The sequence below is a fragment of the Labrys sp. HAY1-8F genome, assembly GCF_056754975.1.
This window is the reverse complement of the sequence record NZ_JBPGWZ010000001.1, coordinates 1,278,930-1,293,631: the sequence shown is the minus strand read 5'-3', so window position 1 is coordinate 1,293,631 and position 14,702 is coordinate 1,278,930. Positions and strand designations below refer to the sequence as shown.

The window sequence follows — 14,702 nt, the reverse complement described above, 5'->3', positions numbered from 1 at the left end:
CTGATGTAGCCTACTCTTGCCAGCACCAATGAAAATAAGGAAATTCTGGAGTGACTGAATGAAAACGGTTCTGGTTATAGCCGTGGCCATAGGCTCGCTGCTCGCAAACCCTGCATTGGCGGGAAACAAGAAGCTCAACCACAAAAAGTCGTACAATGCTGGACTTCCGGCCAGGACGGCCGATCCCGCATTGCCGTCGCCAGCGTCAAAATGGAGCGTTGATGATGAAAGCGGTCCACCAAAGAGCTTCAATTCTGGGACAGGGAACCAAGGGATTCGTATAGGAAACGATCCGAATTTTGGCCGTACCAGGCAATATGATTACAGGCTGAATCGCAATTAGTGGCGGTATCTGAAGGTTAGGCGCAAGGGACGAGGCCATCCTGCGACCTGTCCCTTTCTGCCCATTCCTGGATCCCGTTTAGAAAGCTCTAGACGTGCTGTATGTCCTCAAGAGAGTTGCTGTTCTTATCGTCTCGATCGCGCTCGTGCCGGCCTTGTCCTGGCTCATCGTTCACGCCCAGAAATCGAGGCCGTCCGATTTCGCTTTCTTCGATAGCACTATCTATTTGACCCTTCTTCTGGGGGCCATGGCGATTGTACTTTCACTGGTCGTGCCGTTCGCCGTGGGCCGAAACAGGAATGCGCTTGCTCGACTGTTCGGGCCAACCGTGCGCATCGTAACCTTGGCTGTCGGCTTTGCCGTCATCTTGCAGGGTATCTTGGTGGCAGCGACGATTATTCGGGCGGAAACTCAAACACTCGGCAGTGTTCACTTCAACCTGGTTCTGATCCTTGGCGGAGGAGGGATACTGGTCGGCATCGCCGTACTGATGGCTTCGATGGCTTTCCTCAAGCGCACACCGATGCCAGTGCTGGGCCACACTTTGGTTCGCGAGGAGGAACCATCTTTCTTCACTTTCCTGGATGGATTTGCACAGAGGTTGAGTGCTTCTCCGCCGGACCATGTCGTAGTCGGGTTGGAGCCGACATTTTATGTCACCTCGGAACCGATAAGTCTGGTTGGTGGTGACGAAATCCTCCAGGGCGAAACGCTCTATATTTCCCTTCCTCTTTGCCGCGTGTTGAAGAAAGAGGAACTTGCGGCTGTCATCGGTCATGAGCTTGGGCATTTTATCGGCAGGGATACCGCCTATTCCCGTAAATTCGCGCCGGCCTTTGTTCGACTTGGCCGCACATTGACAGCTTCGCAGGCCGCCACAGGGTGGAGCGCTCTCTATTCCATCCCTGTCCAGGCGATACTCGGCCTTTGCCTATATGAGTTCTCGAAAGCGGCGAGCCAGATTAGTCGCGAACGCGAGTTTGAGGCCGACGTTATTGGGGCTCGCGCCGCCAGTCCGATGGATCTGGGCACATCCTTGTTGAAAGTTGGCCTCTATTCCCGATTGTGGGGCGAGGTTTTGGGCAACACCGTTTCTATCCTGAATAAGGGGCGTGCCTATACGAACCTCTCCGATTTCTTTCTGCATTGCTGCGCCAATGCCTTTTCGGGGTCAAAGGAGCAACTGCTTGCAGCCGCATTCGATGAAGGGGTGGTCGGCCATCCGATCGACACCCATCCACCGACGTCAGTCCGGCTCGATCGTATGGGGATAAGGCAGGACATGATTTCCACCGAGATCCTGGTTCCTGACGGGGACGATCGCTCCATCACGTTGTTTCAAAGGGCAAGTGCCTACGAGGAAGGGTTGTCTACGTTGCAACAGCAATGGCTTGTTGCTGCAGGGCATGCACGACCGCCGGAGGAGAGCGCTCCTCGATCTCGTTGAAAATGGCAACAACAATGGAATGTTGCTTCGAGGCTGAGCGGCGTGCGTCGCCAATTCCTGATCTGCGATTTTGTGAAATCCTGACCGGCCGTTTTGAGGCCACTTTCCTTATCGCTGCGAACCGAACGCATGCCGGCGCGCCCTTCGGGCCAGGCTCTACGCCGCCGTTCTACCGAACCCAGGTCCGTGTTTCTGCGCCCGCGGCGTGACGATCGTTCGTCCAGTCGGCCTTCGGCCAAGCCATGATGTATTCGCGCGACATTGCGGCTTCTTGAGGGGACCGAGGGCTTCGCCCTTCTCTTCCCCAAACAGGCTTCCGCCCACCTTCCTCCACGCCCGCCCATGCGGGCGTTCCGTGCAGGCGGTTCCCCGCGAAGCCTGTTTTCCCCTTCCAGCCCACCGCTCACGCGGCCCCGGGAAGCAGGCGGGCACCTGCTTCGCCGATCCGAGGGAAGGGCAGCAAAATGGGCAAGTTGAGCAAGGTGGAGATGAAGGCGCACGCGGAGGCGGAAGCTGTGTTGAGAAAGGATGTGCTGAGCGAGGACGAGAAGGATTTCGTTCTTGAGAACTGGCACCCGGGCGCGGAGAACAATGTCGCGGCGGCAGGCGTGTTCTTCACGCCGATGGATCTGGCGGCCGATTTCGCCCTTGAGCCAGGGTGTGGCCGGGTGATCGATTTGTGCGCCGGCATCGGCGGTCTCGCCTATTGGACTCAGCAGCGCTCCAAATGGCGGGGCGGCGTGGAATTGACCTGCGTCGAGATCAATCCGAGTTTCGTCGAGATCGGTCGCAAGCTGTTGCCGGAAGCGCGCTGGATCTGCGCCGATGCGCTTGATTGGCGAGCTTGGTGGAAGGACGAGCTTGAGGGATGCGTTTTCGATTGGGCGATCGCCAATCCACCCTTTGGCAAGATGATGACCTCGGGCGATCGTCGTGGCTTCAAATCTTTCGAATTCGCCGTGATCGATATTGCCTCCCAGATCGCGGACAATGGCGCATTCATTCTGCCGCAAGGTTCGACGTCGTTTCGCTATTCCGGCCGCCCCTGCTTCGAGCGTCTGACCTCAGGCCCGGGTGTCGACTTCGAGCAGCGAACAGGCCTGTTCATGGAATGCGGCATCGGCATCGATACCAGCTTCTACCGCGATCAATGGCGCAGCGTCGCACCTGTGTGCGAGATCGTCACGATGGAATTCGCCGAATGGCGGGAACGTCGTCGGGCGCAGGCCTTGGCGAACGGATGCGGGCAGCTCGTCTTGCTTTAAGGAGACTGCTCAATGATCGGGGAATAGCCGAATGTAAATTGAATGTTCTCTGATCATCGACCTTTGTCCCACTTCACACACAGAGAGCCAGCGATTGAAGCAAAATCTGAACAAGCTCGAAATAGTTTCGCCGGAAACTGAGATCGTTTTTGAAGAAGAACTTTACAGTTACCTGAAATTGCCTGAGAATCGGAGCCACCGCAGCGATCGGGTCCACAATGCTGCGTTCATAAAGAAAAAACGTCACTCACTTCGACAGCAACACAAAAAGAAAGTGAATGAACATGCTCGAAGAAGACACAAGTCTGGTCGACCTGACCGCCGATATCGTCTCAGCCTATGTCGCCAACAATCAGGTCGCCACCGCTTCCCTCGCGGATCTCATCCGCACGGTGCATGGAAGCTTGACCGGTCTGAATAATCCCAAACCGGTTGAGGCGGATGCGCCACTGAAGCCCGCCGTTCCGATCAAGAAATCCATTACTGCGGATTATCTGGTCTGTCTGGAAGACGGCCGCAAATTCAAATCGCTGACGCGACATCTGCGAACCGCCTATGGCCTGACGCCGGCGCAGTATCGGGAAAAATGGAGCCTGCCCAGCGATTACCCCATGGTCGCGCCGAACTATTCGGCCCAGCGCTCCCGTCTGGCGAAGGAGCTTGGCCTCGGCCAGATCCGCCAGAAGGCCAAGGCCGCGCCTCCGCCTCCTGCTGCTCCAAGCAAGAGCCGGAAGAAAAAGGCGTCATAGCGATCTGAGCGAAGGCGGGATCGGCCGATCTGTGGATGCCGGCATGGATCGAGATCGAGAGTCTGCAGCCTGTTGTCCGGTAGGCATGAGGTGCGAAGCAAAACCGCAATTCGCAAGTCATTGTACGCCATGGCCCTACGCCATGAACTTCGTGCTTTCCTTTGCTCTTCGGAAGCATCTGATGACAGGTCGATCCATTCTTGGGAGCGACCTGATGGCAAAAGAGACCGAGACGGAGCCGACACCTTCGGCCCCGTCCAACGACAATTCCGATCTCGCCGGTTCGAGCCGCACCGGCGAGGATAGGGATCCCGCAAAGCTGGATCGCATCGTGCTTGATATCGCGCGCTCGATCGGCCGGCAGCTGGCGCGGGAAGCGTTCGAGAAGCACCAGGCGGCCAATGACAATCGGCCGGGCCGCCGAAAGGAAGAGGGCAGGGGGAAGAAAGACGAACCCCCGCTGTGAAAGAGAAAGGTTGATCCGTCATGACACGTGTCGCGCTCTATGCCCGCTATTCCTCCGATAGTCAACGGGACGCCTCGATCGAGGATCAGCTTCGGCTCTGTCGTGAGCAGGCCACGCGCGAGGGCTGGAACGTGACCGGAACCTATCAGGATGCGGCCATCTCTGGCGCCAGCACCATCTTACGACATGGCATTCAGCAATTGGTCCGCGATGCCCAGCGCGGCCAGTTCGAGATCGTGCTGGCCGAGGCTCTCGACCGTATCAGCCGCGATCAGGCCGATGTCGCCACGCTGTTCAAACACCTCAAATTCGCCGGTGTCACCATCGTCACCCTGGCGGAGGGCGAGATCAGCGAGCTTCATGTCGGCCTCAAGGGCACCATGAATGCCCTGTTCCTCAAAGACCTCGCCCTCAAAACCCATCGAGGCCTACGGGGCAGGGTGGAGAAGGGCAAGACCGGAGGGGGGCTGTGTTATGGCTATCGAGTGGTGAAGAAGCTCGATGCCCAGGGCGAGCCCATCCGCGGTGACCGCGAGATCGTGCCGGAGGAAGCCAAGATCATCCGCCGCATCTTCCAAGAGTTCGCGACGGGCAAGAGCCCGAAGGCCATTGCCGTCGATCTCAACAAGGAAGGCATTCCCGGCCCCCTCGGCCGGCACTGGGGTGACACCAGCGTAAGAGGGCATGTGATCCGGGGTACCGGTATCATCAACAATGAGCTCTATAGCGGCGTGCTGGTGTGGAACCGCCTGCGCTTCATCAAGGATCCGACAAGCGGCAAGCGCGTGTCGCGGATCAATCCGCCAGCCAAGTGGATCCGCACCGAGGTGCCACATCTGAGAATTGTCGACGACAAGCTCTGGCAGGTCGTGAAGGACAGACAGAAGGTCATCGCCAGCAAGTTCGAAGCCGTGACCATCGGCGTCCGAAGCGCCAGGGCCAAGAGGCTGCACACCATGAAGCGGCCGGTTTCTCTCCTTTCCGGCCTGCTCACTTGCGGCTGCTGTGGTGGACGCTATGGCCTGTTCACGAAAGAGCGCTATGCCTGCCTCAACCACCAGCGCCGGGGTACCTGCGACAATGGCAGGACCATCATGCAGGAGAAAATCGAGCAGCGCGTTCTCTCAGGCTTGAAGGAGAGGCTGGTCTCAGCCGATGCCGTAGCCGAGGCGGTCAAGGCCTATGCCCAGGAGACCAACCGTCTCAACCAGGAGCGTCGCGCCCACAGCGAACAGGACCGCAAGGCACTCGACAAGATCGAACGCGCCATCGCCGGCATCATGGCGGCGATCGAAGACGGCTTGTATCAACCGACCATGAAGGCGCGCATGGAGGATCTGGAGCGCCAGAAGGTGGAGATCACTCAGCGCCTGGCTCAGGCTCCCAGCGACATGCCCGACCTGCATCCCAACATCGCCAATCTCTATCGCAAGCGGGTGGAGCACTTCACACAGGCGCTCGCCGATGATGAGGGCGGACGCCAGGCAGCCGAGGCTCTGCGCTCATTGATCGGGCAGATCGTGATCACACCCGGCGAGAAGCGCGGCGAGATCCATGCCGAGCTACGCGGTGAGTTGTTTGGCATTCTCGAATTCGTCAATCCTGAACGAAATCAAAGGGTTGGCGATGTTATGATGAAAGCCGTTGCGGGCCCCCGCAACCATCTTAACTTGCGATTTGCCCGCCTCTCCGGCGGGCTTTTTGCGTTCTAGGGATACGGCAAGGATACCAGCCAGATCGCCACGAACGTCGATCTGCAGCGAGCCGCCTTCCGGGGTGAGTACGATCTCCCGGATCAGGGAGCGAAGGACATCCGCGGCGGTCATGCGCTTGGCCTCCGACTCTTCCTGAAGCGCCGCATGCAAATCCTCGACCTGGGCGCGATAGTGCTGCGCCATATTGGGGTGAAGCAGGGGAGGCGGCTCTTCCACGTTTGCAAGCTGATGTTCGAGTTCGGCTTTGCGCGCCTCTAGGTCCTTCATCTGCTTCATCATCCGGGTTGGCGCGGCGTCGTCGTCTGATGCGAGGATGAGCTTCATCAGCTTGTCCAGCTTACGGTCGATCTTCCGAATCTGGGCTTCAGTCGCATCGATCGAGGCTCGACCTTCCATCCGAAGCCGGTTCAGTTCGCGCGTGAACTCCTCGCAGAACGTCTGGAATAGAGCCGGCTCCATCAGATGATGATGCAGGGCATTGAGGACACGCGCCTCCAATTGGTCACGCCGGATGTTGACCCGATTGTCGCAGGTCCCCTTGTTGCGCGCCGTTGAGCAGCCGATCAGGGTTGCTGAGATGGCCGAATAGCCGCCACCGCAGCAGGCGCACTTGGTCAATCCGGAAAACAGATATTTGGGCCGCCGGCGATAGTTGATGGCGCCGAGGTCGGCGGCGCCCCTATCGTTGCGCTCGATCGCGTTCCTGGCTTGGCGCGCCTTCACAGCCTGCCAGAGGCCGTCGTCGAGGATGCGCAGCTCAGGGGCCTCCTGAATGATCCACTCTGATGCGGGATTGGGCCGCGCCTGACGTTTGCCGGTGTCGGGATGCTTGACGAAGCGTTGGCGGTTCCAGACCAGCCTGCCGATATAGAGTTCGTTGTTGAGGATGCCGTTGCCCCGCTTGGGGTTGCCATTGATGGTGCTGACGCCCCAGTCGCCACCGCCCGGCGCCGAAATGCCGTCCCGGTTCAACTCGACCGCGATCCTCTTGGCTGACTTGCCGCTGGCATAGTCGCGAAAGATGCGGCGCACGACCTCGGCCTGGGCCTCGTTGATGCTGCGATCGCCGCAGAGTGGCTCGCCGCCTGCCCCGAACTTCTTGACGACATCGTAGCCATAGGCGTTGCCGCCACCGGATTTGCCGGCCTCCACCCGCCCGCGCAGCCCGCGCCGGGTCTTGTCGGCCAGATCCTTGAGGAACAGGGCGTTTATCGTGCCTTTGAGACCGACATGCAGATGGGAGACCTCGCCCTCCGACAAGGTGATGATCTTCACGTCGGCATGGCTCATGCGCTTGTAGAGGCCGGCGATGTCCTCCTGGTCCCGGGAGAGGCGATCCATGGCTTCGGCCAGGATCAGTTGGAATGGCTCTGTCGCAAAGTTGGATTGTAGACGGGCATGGGCGGACCTGATCCGGTTCAGAGGGAGAGGATTTCGAACTGCTCGGCAAGGGACGGTGCTGGATTGAAGAATACCTCGCTTGTCGTTTGCGCATCATATGAACCATCTCGATGCCAGACGTGATCGTCACCGCACAGGCCATTGATTTGAAGCCAAGCATCGACCGGATCCGTCGCTTGATGCGACGGTGATCTTGCTCGATGCGGTTGTTGAGATATTGGCTGGCGCGAATGCCGATAGCCTTCAGCTCCAACCGTCCCTCGCTTCGCAGTCGGCTTTCACTATCACAGGCGATAATGGCCTGCCGGTTGGTCTGGCTTCCATCGATGACGATGCACTCGGGTCTGCCGTGACGCTTCAATGCCGTGCGGATGAAGCGCTTGGCGGCCATCAAATCGCGGTGCTCGCTGAAGTGGAATTCGACAGTGTCGCCGACGCTGTCGATCGTGCGATACAGATACATCCAACGGCCGCGAACCTTGATGTATGTCTCCTCAACATGCCACTTCCCGGTGACTGTGCGCTTTCGCAGGTTGAACCGCTCCAGCAACAGCGGTGAAAAGCGAACGACCCAGCGGTGGATCGTGGAATGGTCGACCCGGATGCCGCGCTCGACCATCATTTCTTCCAGATCGCGCAGGCTTAAATTATAGGCCAGATACCAACGCACGCACAGCAGGATCACCGAGCGGTCGAAATGGCGGCCTGAAAACATGAAGTCATCCTCTGAATGAGGCGAACACTCATGCCGTCACAAGGTTGACGCCCAGTTTGCGACAGAACCAGCCGACGCCTCGCGCAAGGGAGTTGGCAACCGTCATCTCGCGCGCATTGGCTGATATCCGGTCGGTGGTCGATAGGCACCTCAACTTTGAACCAGCGGAGACGTGCAGAAACTTCCGCGTCGGAGTTTCCGACTCCACGGCGATCACCTTCCTGCCTGGATTATTCCAAGCCTTCTCAATTCAAGCACCTAATGCGACTTTAAACGTTCTGCACGCTCGGATAGTCGACGTAGCCGTCAGGGCCCTCACCGTAAAACGTGTCTTTGTTTGGCGTATTCAGTGGTAATCCCTGTATAAGTCGCTCGGCTAGGTCCGGGTTGGCGATATAGTCGCGACCGAATGCCAGGGCGTCGGCATGCCCAGCCTCGATAAAGCGCTCCCCGTCTTCTTTGGACATCAGCTCATTGGCGATGACCGCGCTACCGAACCGGCGCTTGATCTCACCGAGCAGGCTATCTTTGGCTTCAATCTCGCGGACGAAAATGAACGCAATCTTCCGCTTTGCTAGCTCGTCGGCGACATAGCCGAAAATCGCCTTGGGATTGCTGTCACCCATATCGTGCTCCTCGCCCCGGGGCCGGAGATGCACCCCGACCCGATCGCTCCCCCACACCTCGATCACCGCGTCCACGATCTCAAGGAGGAACCTGGCGCGGTTCTCGACCGAGCCACCATAGCGATCATTCCGCTTGTTGGTCTTGTCCTGCAGGAACTGGTCGATGAGATAGCCATTGGCGGCGTGCAACTCGACGCCGTCAAAGCCGGCAGCCTTCGCCCGCTCCGCGCCCCTTCGAAAGTCGTCGACGATGACAGGGATTTCCTCGGTTTCCAGTGCCCGTGGAACGGGATGCGGCCGTTTTGGTCGCAAACCCGAGACATGACCAGCTGCGGCGATTGCGCTCGGCGCTACGGGCAACTGGCCATCGAGGAGGTCGGGGTCGGAGATGCGGCCAACGTGCCAGAGCTGCAGGAACATGCGACCACGGGCTGCGTGGACCTCCCGCGTGACGTGTTGCCAGCCTTCAACCTGGGCATCGTTCCAAATGCCGGGCGTTCCCCAGTAGCCGACGCCTTGTGGGGACACGGAGGTCGCTTCGCTCAGGATCAATCCTGCACCGGCCCGTTGCCGATAGTACTCGGCCATCATGGCATTGGGCACGCGCTCAACGCCGGCGCGCTTGCGCGTGAGCGGGGCCATAATGATGCGGTTCGGCAGCTTGAGAGCACCAATCTGCAACGGATCGAACAAACGAGACATCTGCATCTCCTGGGACACCACAGACATAGCTCCGCACCGCCCTGTGGACAATTGCCCAACAGGTTGCAAGATCGTACACCTCAGGTTGTCAATAGGGGCGCGTGTTCTATGGCTTTCACCAACGCCTTCGCCGGCGTGGACATCTTCATCACAGTGGTGAAAACCGGATCATTCACTGCGGCAGCGGCTAGGTTCGGCATCACCAAGTCAGCAGTCGCAAAGTCTGTGGCTCAACTGGAGGGTCGGCTTGGCGTCAAGCTGTTGCATCGGACAACACGTCGGCTGTCGTTGACTCCTGAAGGCGTGGCCTACCTCGAGCAAGCCGAAGCCGCCCTTGATCAGCTCCGGTCAGCGGAAGATGCTGCCCGGGCAAAGGCCAGTACAGTCCGAGGAGTGCTGCGTGTGGATATGCCGGCGGCATTCGGACGGCGTATCGCCATGCCGATCCTCTTGGACATCCTTAGAGCGCACCCTGACCTCCGCCTGGCCGCCAGCTTCTCGGATCGGATCATCGATCCACTTGAGGAAGGAGTAGACCTCTGTCTCCGGTTTGGCGAGCTAAGCGATCGAACTGATATCGCTGCCCGACCTCTCGGATCACAACGCCTCGTTCTCTGTGCGGCGCCACGCTATCTGGAAGCAGCAGGGGAACCAACAAACCTAGACGATCTGCAAAATCATGCCTGCATCCTGGGGAGTAGACCGGGCAGACCCGCATCCTGGCGCTTCCTAGATGAGGAAGGGCGTGTGAAGTCCGTCGATCCACCAGCAACGCACCTGGTAAGCGACGGGGAGGTAGTCATCGACATGGCGGTTTCCGGTTTCGGCTTTTGCCAAATGCCACAGTCTCTTCTGCAGCCTCACCTCGATCGAAACGAACTTGTGATAGTACTGCCTGATCGGTGCCAAGTGCAATCGTTGTTCAACGCGGTTTGGCCGGCGACCCGTGCGATGCTCCCACGGGTTCGCATTGTGGTGGACGAATTCGTTCGGCGGGCCGACGCTGGGGCGCTTTAGGAGGTAGCCAACAGCTAGCTTGCGCCTGCTTCCAGGTTAGCACGCAAGAAGACTGGAGGACCGAAAAGGGGGGCGGTTTCTGAATGGCAGCTTACCGCGAAGGCGCGCTGAAAACCGCCATGCTGCAATCGGCCCCGAAGCGGACGGCTGCAACTGTTCTCAGTCAGATGCCGGATTTCTGATTGGCGGGCGTTCCCCACGTCTCGGCAGGGTCAATACTGACTTATCATTCCGTAATTGGCTTCGAAAGAAATCGACACACCGTGTGCGCGTGAGCGGGCAGCCAGATCCTCGATCATCGCGGTTGCCAGAGCTGCGGGTGCCGGAACAGGCGCGATGCGCTCATGATAATTCTGGGCCTCCAGCCTCTCGCCGCCGATCACGATGGGATAGAGATCGATCGACTGGAGCTGAGCGTCGGCGTCGAAGCGGCACGTCGCAACGACGCTCTTCCAGACTTCCTGCGCACTCCACACTACTTCGCCCTCATTGAGATGGAACAGAAAATTGCCGAGCCCGAAGAAAATCGGCGCGCCGCGATAGATTTCTACGGGCTGCAGGACGGGAGCGCCATGACTGACGAACACGCCCGCGCCTGCATCAACGCAGGCACGTGCAAATGTCTGGACCCATATGGGGACCTCGCGCCAGCTCGGCTCCCAGTGATGATGATGGAGGTAGGCTATCACGAAGGCACCCTCTGCGGTCGCCTTGCGGATTGCCGACAGGTGAATCGCCAGGCTGGCCTCGTCCACCAGGATCCTGCGCTTGTTCTCGTTCGCTCTGCGAAAGATCGTGCCATAGAAATCGATGTCGTCAGCGGATTGCAAGTCGGGCGGATCGTGGGGTTGGGCATAGTTGCCCCGCTCCATGGCACTGCTCTGGAACGTCTCTTGAATGCTGCTCAGCGTTTCAAAGCGCAATGCGTCGACCTCAAATATTCTTGAAACCTCAAGTCCGTTGACACCTGGTCGTGCTGGTCGTTGGTCCGTTGCGTCGGCGGCATACATCGTCGCCGGCCCCGGGCCGGCATCCATTGCCACGAGCGCCACCGACCTCTTGCCGAAGGTCTTGATACCAGGCTGCCGCGCTTGCGATAAATCGGCGCCGATACCGGCATGAAGGAAGTCCCTGGCCGCAACCTCTTCGAGGGTGGACAGGATACCGGGTGGGCCGAGGTCGAAGGCATGATTGTTGGAGAGCGCCAGGGCGTTGAAGCCGACGTCCTTCAACGCATCCAGGACCACCGGCGCCGAACATCCGAAATAACTTCCCTTCATCGGCCATCCGCCGTGCTGACCGAATATAGTGGTCTCGAAGTTGGTGAAGGCGATATCGGCCTGCCGGATCAACGACTTTATCGCGGCAAATCCCTCGTCGGAAACCTGTCGAACATCATGATGAATCAGGGATTGCCCGGTCAGGACGAGCGTGAACGGCGAAGGCATAACGGCTTACCTTGTAAATGAATTCAGAAAGACGCGACCCTCCGGCCGCGGAAGGAGGCAGGGAGCGGTCACTTTCCGGTTTGTGGAGAAATATCGATGCCGAACCATTTGAGGCTCATCCGGCCGAGCGACCCGTCCTCGGCGCTTGCCTCAATGGCCTTGTTGAAGGCATCGGCGAGATCGGTGTCTTCCTTGCGAAGTCCGATCCCGACACCGGGTCCCCAGCTGCCCCCGGAGAGTTGGGGACCAAAGAAGTCGACAACCTTTCCTTCCGGCGTTTCGAGGAACTGCTTCCAGACGAGATAGTCTCCCAATCCGCCGTCGATGCGTTCAGATGTAAGGTCGAGCTTCAGGTTTTCCTGGCTGTCATAGCTGCGCACCTGCGCGATATCGCCGAACAGTTCTTGGACGACGGCCTCCGAATTCGAGGATCGGAGGACGCCGAGCGTCTTGCCGTTCAGGCTTTCCCTCAGCTTGCCGATGAGCGCCTTCTTCTCCGCATTGATGTCCGTCAGATTCAGCTTGGCCTTGGTATCGCCGGGCGGCAAGCCGAGGTTGCGGCGCATGACGATCTGGTTTGGCCCCACAGCATAGGGAACGGAGAAGGCAATCGACTTCTTGCGCTTTTCCGTGATCGACATGCCGGCGATGATCGCATCGTACTTCTTGACCAGAAGGCCGGGGATGATCCCGTCCCAGTCTTGGGCGACGAACGTGCATTGCAGCTTCATCCGGGCGCAGAGTTCGTTGCCCACGTCGATGTCGAACCCGACGAGTGCTCCATTCGCGTCGATATAGTCCCAGGGCGGTGAAGCTCCTTCCGAGGCGATGGTAATCATCTTCCGCTCCTCGGCGCAGGCAAGCCCGCCGGCCAGCAGGGTTGCTAGAAGAGCCAAAGCCAGATGTCGTTTCATATCGTTCCCCTTCTTCTTGGTTCGGTTTTTATTTTTCGGCGATATATATCCGCCGCAGGCTCTCCCGGAGGCCGCAGGCGGCCCCTGTTTCGTCAGTGCCCCATGCATCTGCGAGGTCCTGCAACGTGATGCGCTCAGTGCCCACGGCGCCGAGCAGGGTCGCTTCATCTCCGAGCTCTGCGCTGGGGATATCGGTGACGTCGATGCGAAGGTGCTCGAGATGGACAGGCGGCACGATCAGAGCGCGCTGCCCTCGGAGCAGTACTGTGGCCTTGAGACCCAGACGTCGTGGTACCCCATGCCCCCAGCCGATGCCCAGAACCGCCAGGCGCATGGCCCCATGGTATCCTGGAAGGTCCGGCGGCGTGCCCATGCTGTCGTCGCTCGATTTAAGCGCGACGATGCGTGCCTTAATCGCTGACAGGGCAGGGCGGATAAGCAGCCCTCGGCGACCTGCATGGGCACCGGTTAGTCCGAAAAGGAGCGCACCCGGATCGACCGCATCCATGTCGAACTCCGGATGGCGAAGCAGGCTTTCGCTGCTCGACACCATGACCGCCGCGGGACGGTGGCCTGTCGCCTCGAGTCCCTTGAGAAGAGGTGTGAGGCGCGCAACCTGCTCTTGCGCCGAGGCTCCAGCCTGGCCGAATTCGCTGAGATGGGCATAAAGACCCTCGACCACGATATTGGCCTGCGACGTGCACAGATCGATCAGGGACCGAAGGCCCGAGGGCGCCACGCCCGCGCGCCAGAAACCTAGATCCACCTTCACGAAGATCTTGAGGGGCACGCCGGTCGATAGCCAGCCACGCAGATCCTCCTCACCGGAAATCGAAATCGTCAGATCAAGATCCCGGACAAGATCGACGGCGTTCGGGCCGATGCCCGGATACATCAGGATAGGTTTTCCCGGCGCCGCCTTGCGTACCGCCAGAGCGTCGGCAATCGACACGACGCCAAAGGCATCGGCGCCTGCTGCGGACAAGACGGAAGCGACTCTCTCCGCTCCGCATCCATAGGCATCCTGCTTGAGGCAGGCGATGATTTTCGTGTTCGGGCCGATCGCTGTTCGAATGGCGCGGTAGTTGGAGGCGATCGCCGACAGATCGATCTCGCGCCAGGCGGTTTCATGGAGCGGATTTTGGTGGTGACTATTGTTCATGGGCCACCTGCGCGAGGGCGACCCGGCCTGGTCGGGATTTGGCCCGCGGCGCGCCATTCAAGTGCGTCTCCAGCATGTGAAATGCGGCGGTCAGCAGGAATGTCAGGCCGAGATAGAGCAAGCCTGCGGCAATGAAGATCTCGTAGGGTGCGAACGTTTCTGAAACCAGTTTTCGCGATAGCCCAGTGATCTCGAGTAGGGTCACGGTGCTGGCCAGCGACGTTGCCTTCACCAGGCTGATGACTTCATTGGCATAGGAGGGAAGCACGCTTCGGAAGGCGATCGGGAAGATAATCCGGCGCTTGATCTGCAAGGGCGACATGCCGATCGCCTGTGCCGCCTCGACCAAGCCAGGGGCGACGGCCTGGATCCCGCCGCGAAAGATCTCCGTCGTGTAGGCGGCGCCGTTCAGCGAAAAGGCGAGCAGACAGCACCAGAAAGGGTCGCGCAGCAGAACCCACAGGCTGCTCGAGCGGATGAGGCCAATCTGGCCGAGGCCATAATAAACGATAAAGAGCTGAACGAGCAGCGGCGTGCCACGCAAAACATAGGTGTAGGCGAGGACAGGCAAGGACAACCAGCGCCGGGACGATGCACGCATGAAGGCTAGCGGCACCGAGAGGACGAAGCCTGCCAGGAGCGACGCGAAGGTCAGGAGAAGTGTCAGCGGAATGCCGCCGGCAAGCGTGACAGTGCTGGTGAGGAGGAGGGTGATATCCATCGTTGAACGCC

At 59.4% G+C, this 14,702-nt stretch carries 13 protein-coding genes and 1 pseudogene; 7 read left to right on the top strand and 7 right to left on the bottom strand.

Annotation, left to right across the window (positions count from 1 at the left end):
* Positions 1–58 precede the first annotated feature (58 nt).
* The 6 genes from ACR9ZN_RS05910 to ACR9ZN_RS05885 all read left to right on the top strand — a co-directional run bounded on the left by ACR9ZN_RS05910 (position 59) and on the right by ACR9ZN_RS05885 (position 5,982).
* Complete coding sequence (locus ACR9ZN_RS05910; RefSeq protein WP_481271593.1) at positions 59–343, top strand: hypothetical protein; 285 nt, start codon at positions 59–61, stop codon at positions 341–343.
* 94 nt (positions 344–437) lie between these two features.
* Positions 438–1,790 carry a M48 family metalloprotease gene (locus ACR9ZN_RS05905; protein WP_481271592.1) on the top strand — a complete coding sequence of 451 codons (1,353 nt, stop codon included), beginning with the start codon at positions 438–440 and terminating at the stop codon, positions 1,788–1,790.
* A 464-nt stretch (positions 1,791–2,254) separates the two neighbouring features.
* Positions 2,255–3,055, top strand: coding sequence for a class I SAM-dependent methyltransferase (locus tag ACR9ZN_RS05900; protein ID WP_481271591.1), 801 nt, complete (start codon positions 2,255–2,257; stop codon positions 3,053–3,055).
* Positions 3,056–3,333: 278 nt separating this feature from the next.
* Complete coding sequence (locus ACR9ZN_RS05895; RefSeq protein WP_481271590.1) at positions 3,334–3,804, top strand: Ros/MucR family transcriptional regulator; 471 nt, start codon at positions 3,334–3,336, stop codon at positions 3,802–3,804.
* Between the two features lie 214 nt (positions 3,805–4,018).
* Positions 4,019–4,270, top strand: coding sequence for a hypothetical protein (locus tag ACR9ZN_RS05890; RefSeq protein ID WP_481271589.1), 252 nt, complete (start codon positions 4,019–4,021; stop codon positions 4,268–4,270).
* 20 nt (positions 4,271–4,290) lie between these two features.
* Positions 4,291–5,982, top strand: a complete 1,692-nt coding sequence (locus ACR9ZN_RS05885) for a recombinase family protein (RefSeq protein ID WP_481271588.1) — start codon at positions 4,291–4,293, stop codon at positions 5,980–5,982.
* 486 nt (positions 5,983–6,468) lie between these two features.
* Here ACR9ZN_RS05885 and ACR9ZN_RS05880 read toward each other — a convergent pair.
* The 3 genes and pseudogenes from ACR9ZN_RS05880 to ACR9ZN_RS05870 all read right to left on the bottom strand — a co-directional run.
* A pseudogene (locus tag ACR9ZN_RS05880) lies at positions 6,469–7,338 on the bottom strand (recombinase family protein); the annotation flags it as partial.
* Positions 7,339–7,403: 65 nt separating this feature from the next.
* Positions 7,404–8,101, bottom strand: a protein-coding gene (locus tag ACR9ZN_RS05875; RefSeq protein WP_481271587.1) for an IS6 family transposase whose coding sequence is annotated in 2 segments (ribosomal slippage) — positions 7,404–7,438 and positions 7,438–8,101 — 699 coding nt in all. Because the reading frame shifts where the segments join, the coding sequence is not laid out codon by codon here.
* 269 nt (positions 8,102–8,370) lie between these two features.
* Positions 8,371–9,429: an alkene reductase gene (locus ACR9ZN_RS05870; protein WP_481271586.1), complete on the bottom strand. Its 1,059-nt coding sequence runs from the start codon at positions 9,427–9,429 to the stop codon at positions 8,371–8,373.
* Between the two features lie 108 nt (positions 9,430–9,537).
* Here ACR9ZN_RS05870 and ACR9ZN_RS05865 point away from each other — a divergent pair, with 108 nt between their 5' ends.
* Entirely contained in the window at positions 9,538–10,446 is a 909-nt protein-coding gene (locus ACR9ZN_RS05865) for a LysR family transcriptional regulator (RefSeq protein WP_481271585.1), read from the top strand.
* A 212-nt stretch (positions 10,447–10,658) separates the two neighbouring features.
* Here ACR9ZN_RS05865 and ACR9ZN_RS05860 read toward each other — a convergent pair whose 3' ends face one another.
* The 4 genes from ACR9ZN_RS05860 to ACR9ZN_RS05845 form a co-directional block, all read right to left on the bottom strand.
* Positions 10,659–11,894, bottom strand: coding sequence for a CapA family protein (locus tag ACR9ZN_RS05860; RefSeq protein WP_481271584.1), 1,236 nt, complete (start codon positions 11,892–11,894; stop codon positions 10,659–10,661).
* Between the two features lie 68 nt (positions 11,895–11,962).
* On the bottom strand, positions 11,963–12,808 hold the full coding sequence (locus ACR9ZN_RS05855) for a transporter substrate-binding domain-containing protein (RefSeq protein ID WP_454819264.1): 846 nt from the start codon (positions 12,806–12,808) through the stop codon (positions 11,963–11,965).
* 28 nt (positions 12,809–12,836) lie between these two features.
* Complete coding sequence (gene alr / locus ACR9ZN_RS05850) at positions 12,837–13,970, bottom strand: alanine racemase (RefSeq protein ID WP_481271583.1); 1,134 nt, start codon at positions 13,968–13,970, stop codon at positions 12,837–12,839.
* Entirely contained in the window at positions 13,960–14,691 is a 732-nt protein-coding gene (locus ACR9ZN_RS05845) for an ABC transporter permease (protein ID WP_481271582.1), read from the bottom strand. The genes alr and ACR9ZN_RS05845 overlap by 11 nt, the downstream gene beginning before the upstream one ends.
* Between the last annotated feature and the right edge of the window lie 11 nt (positions 14,692–14,702).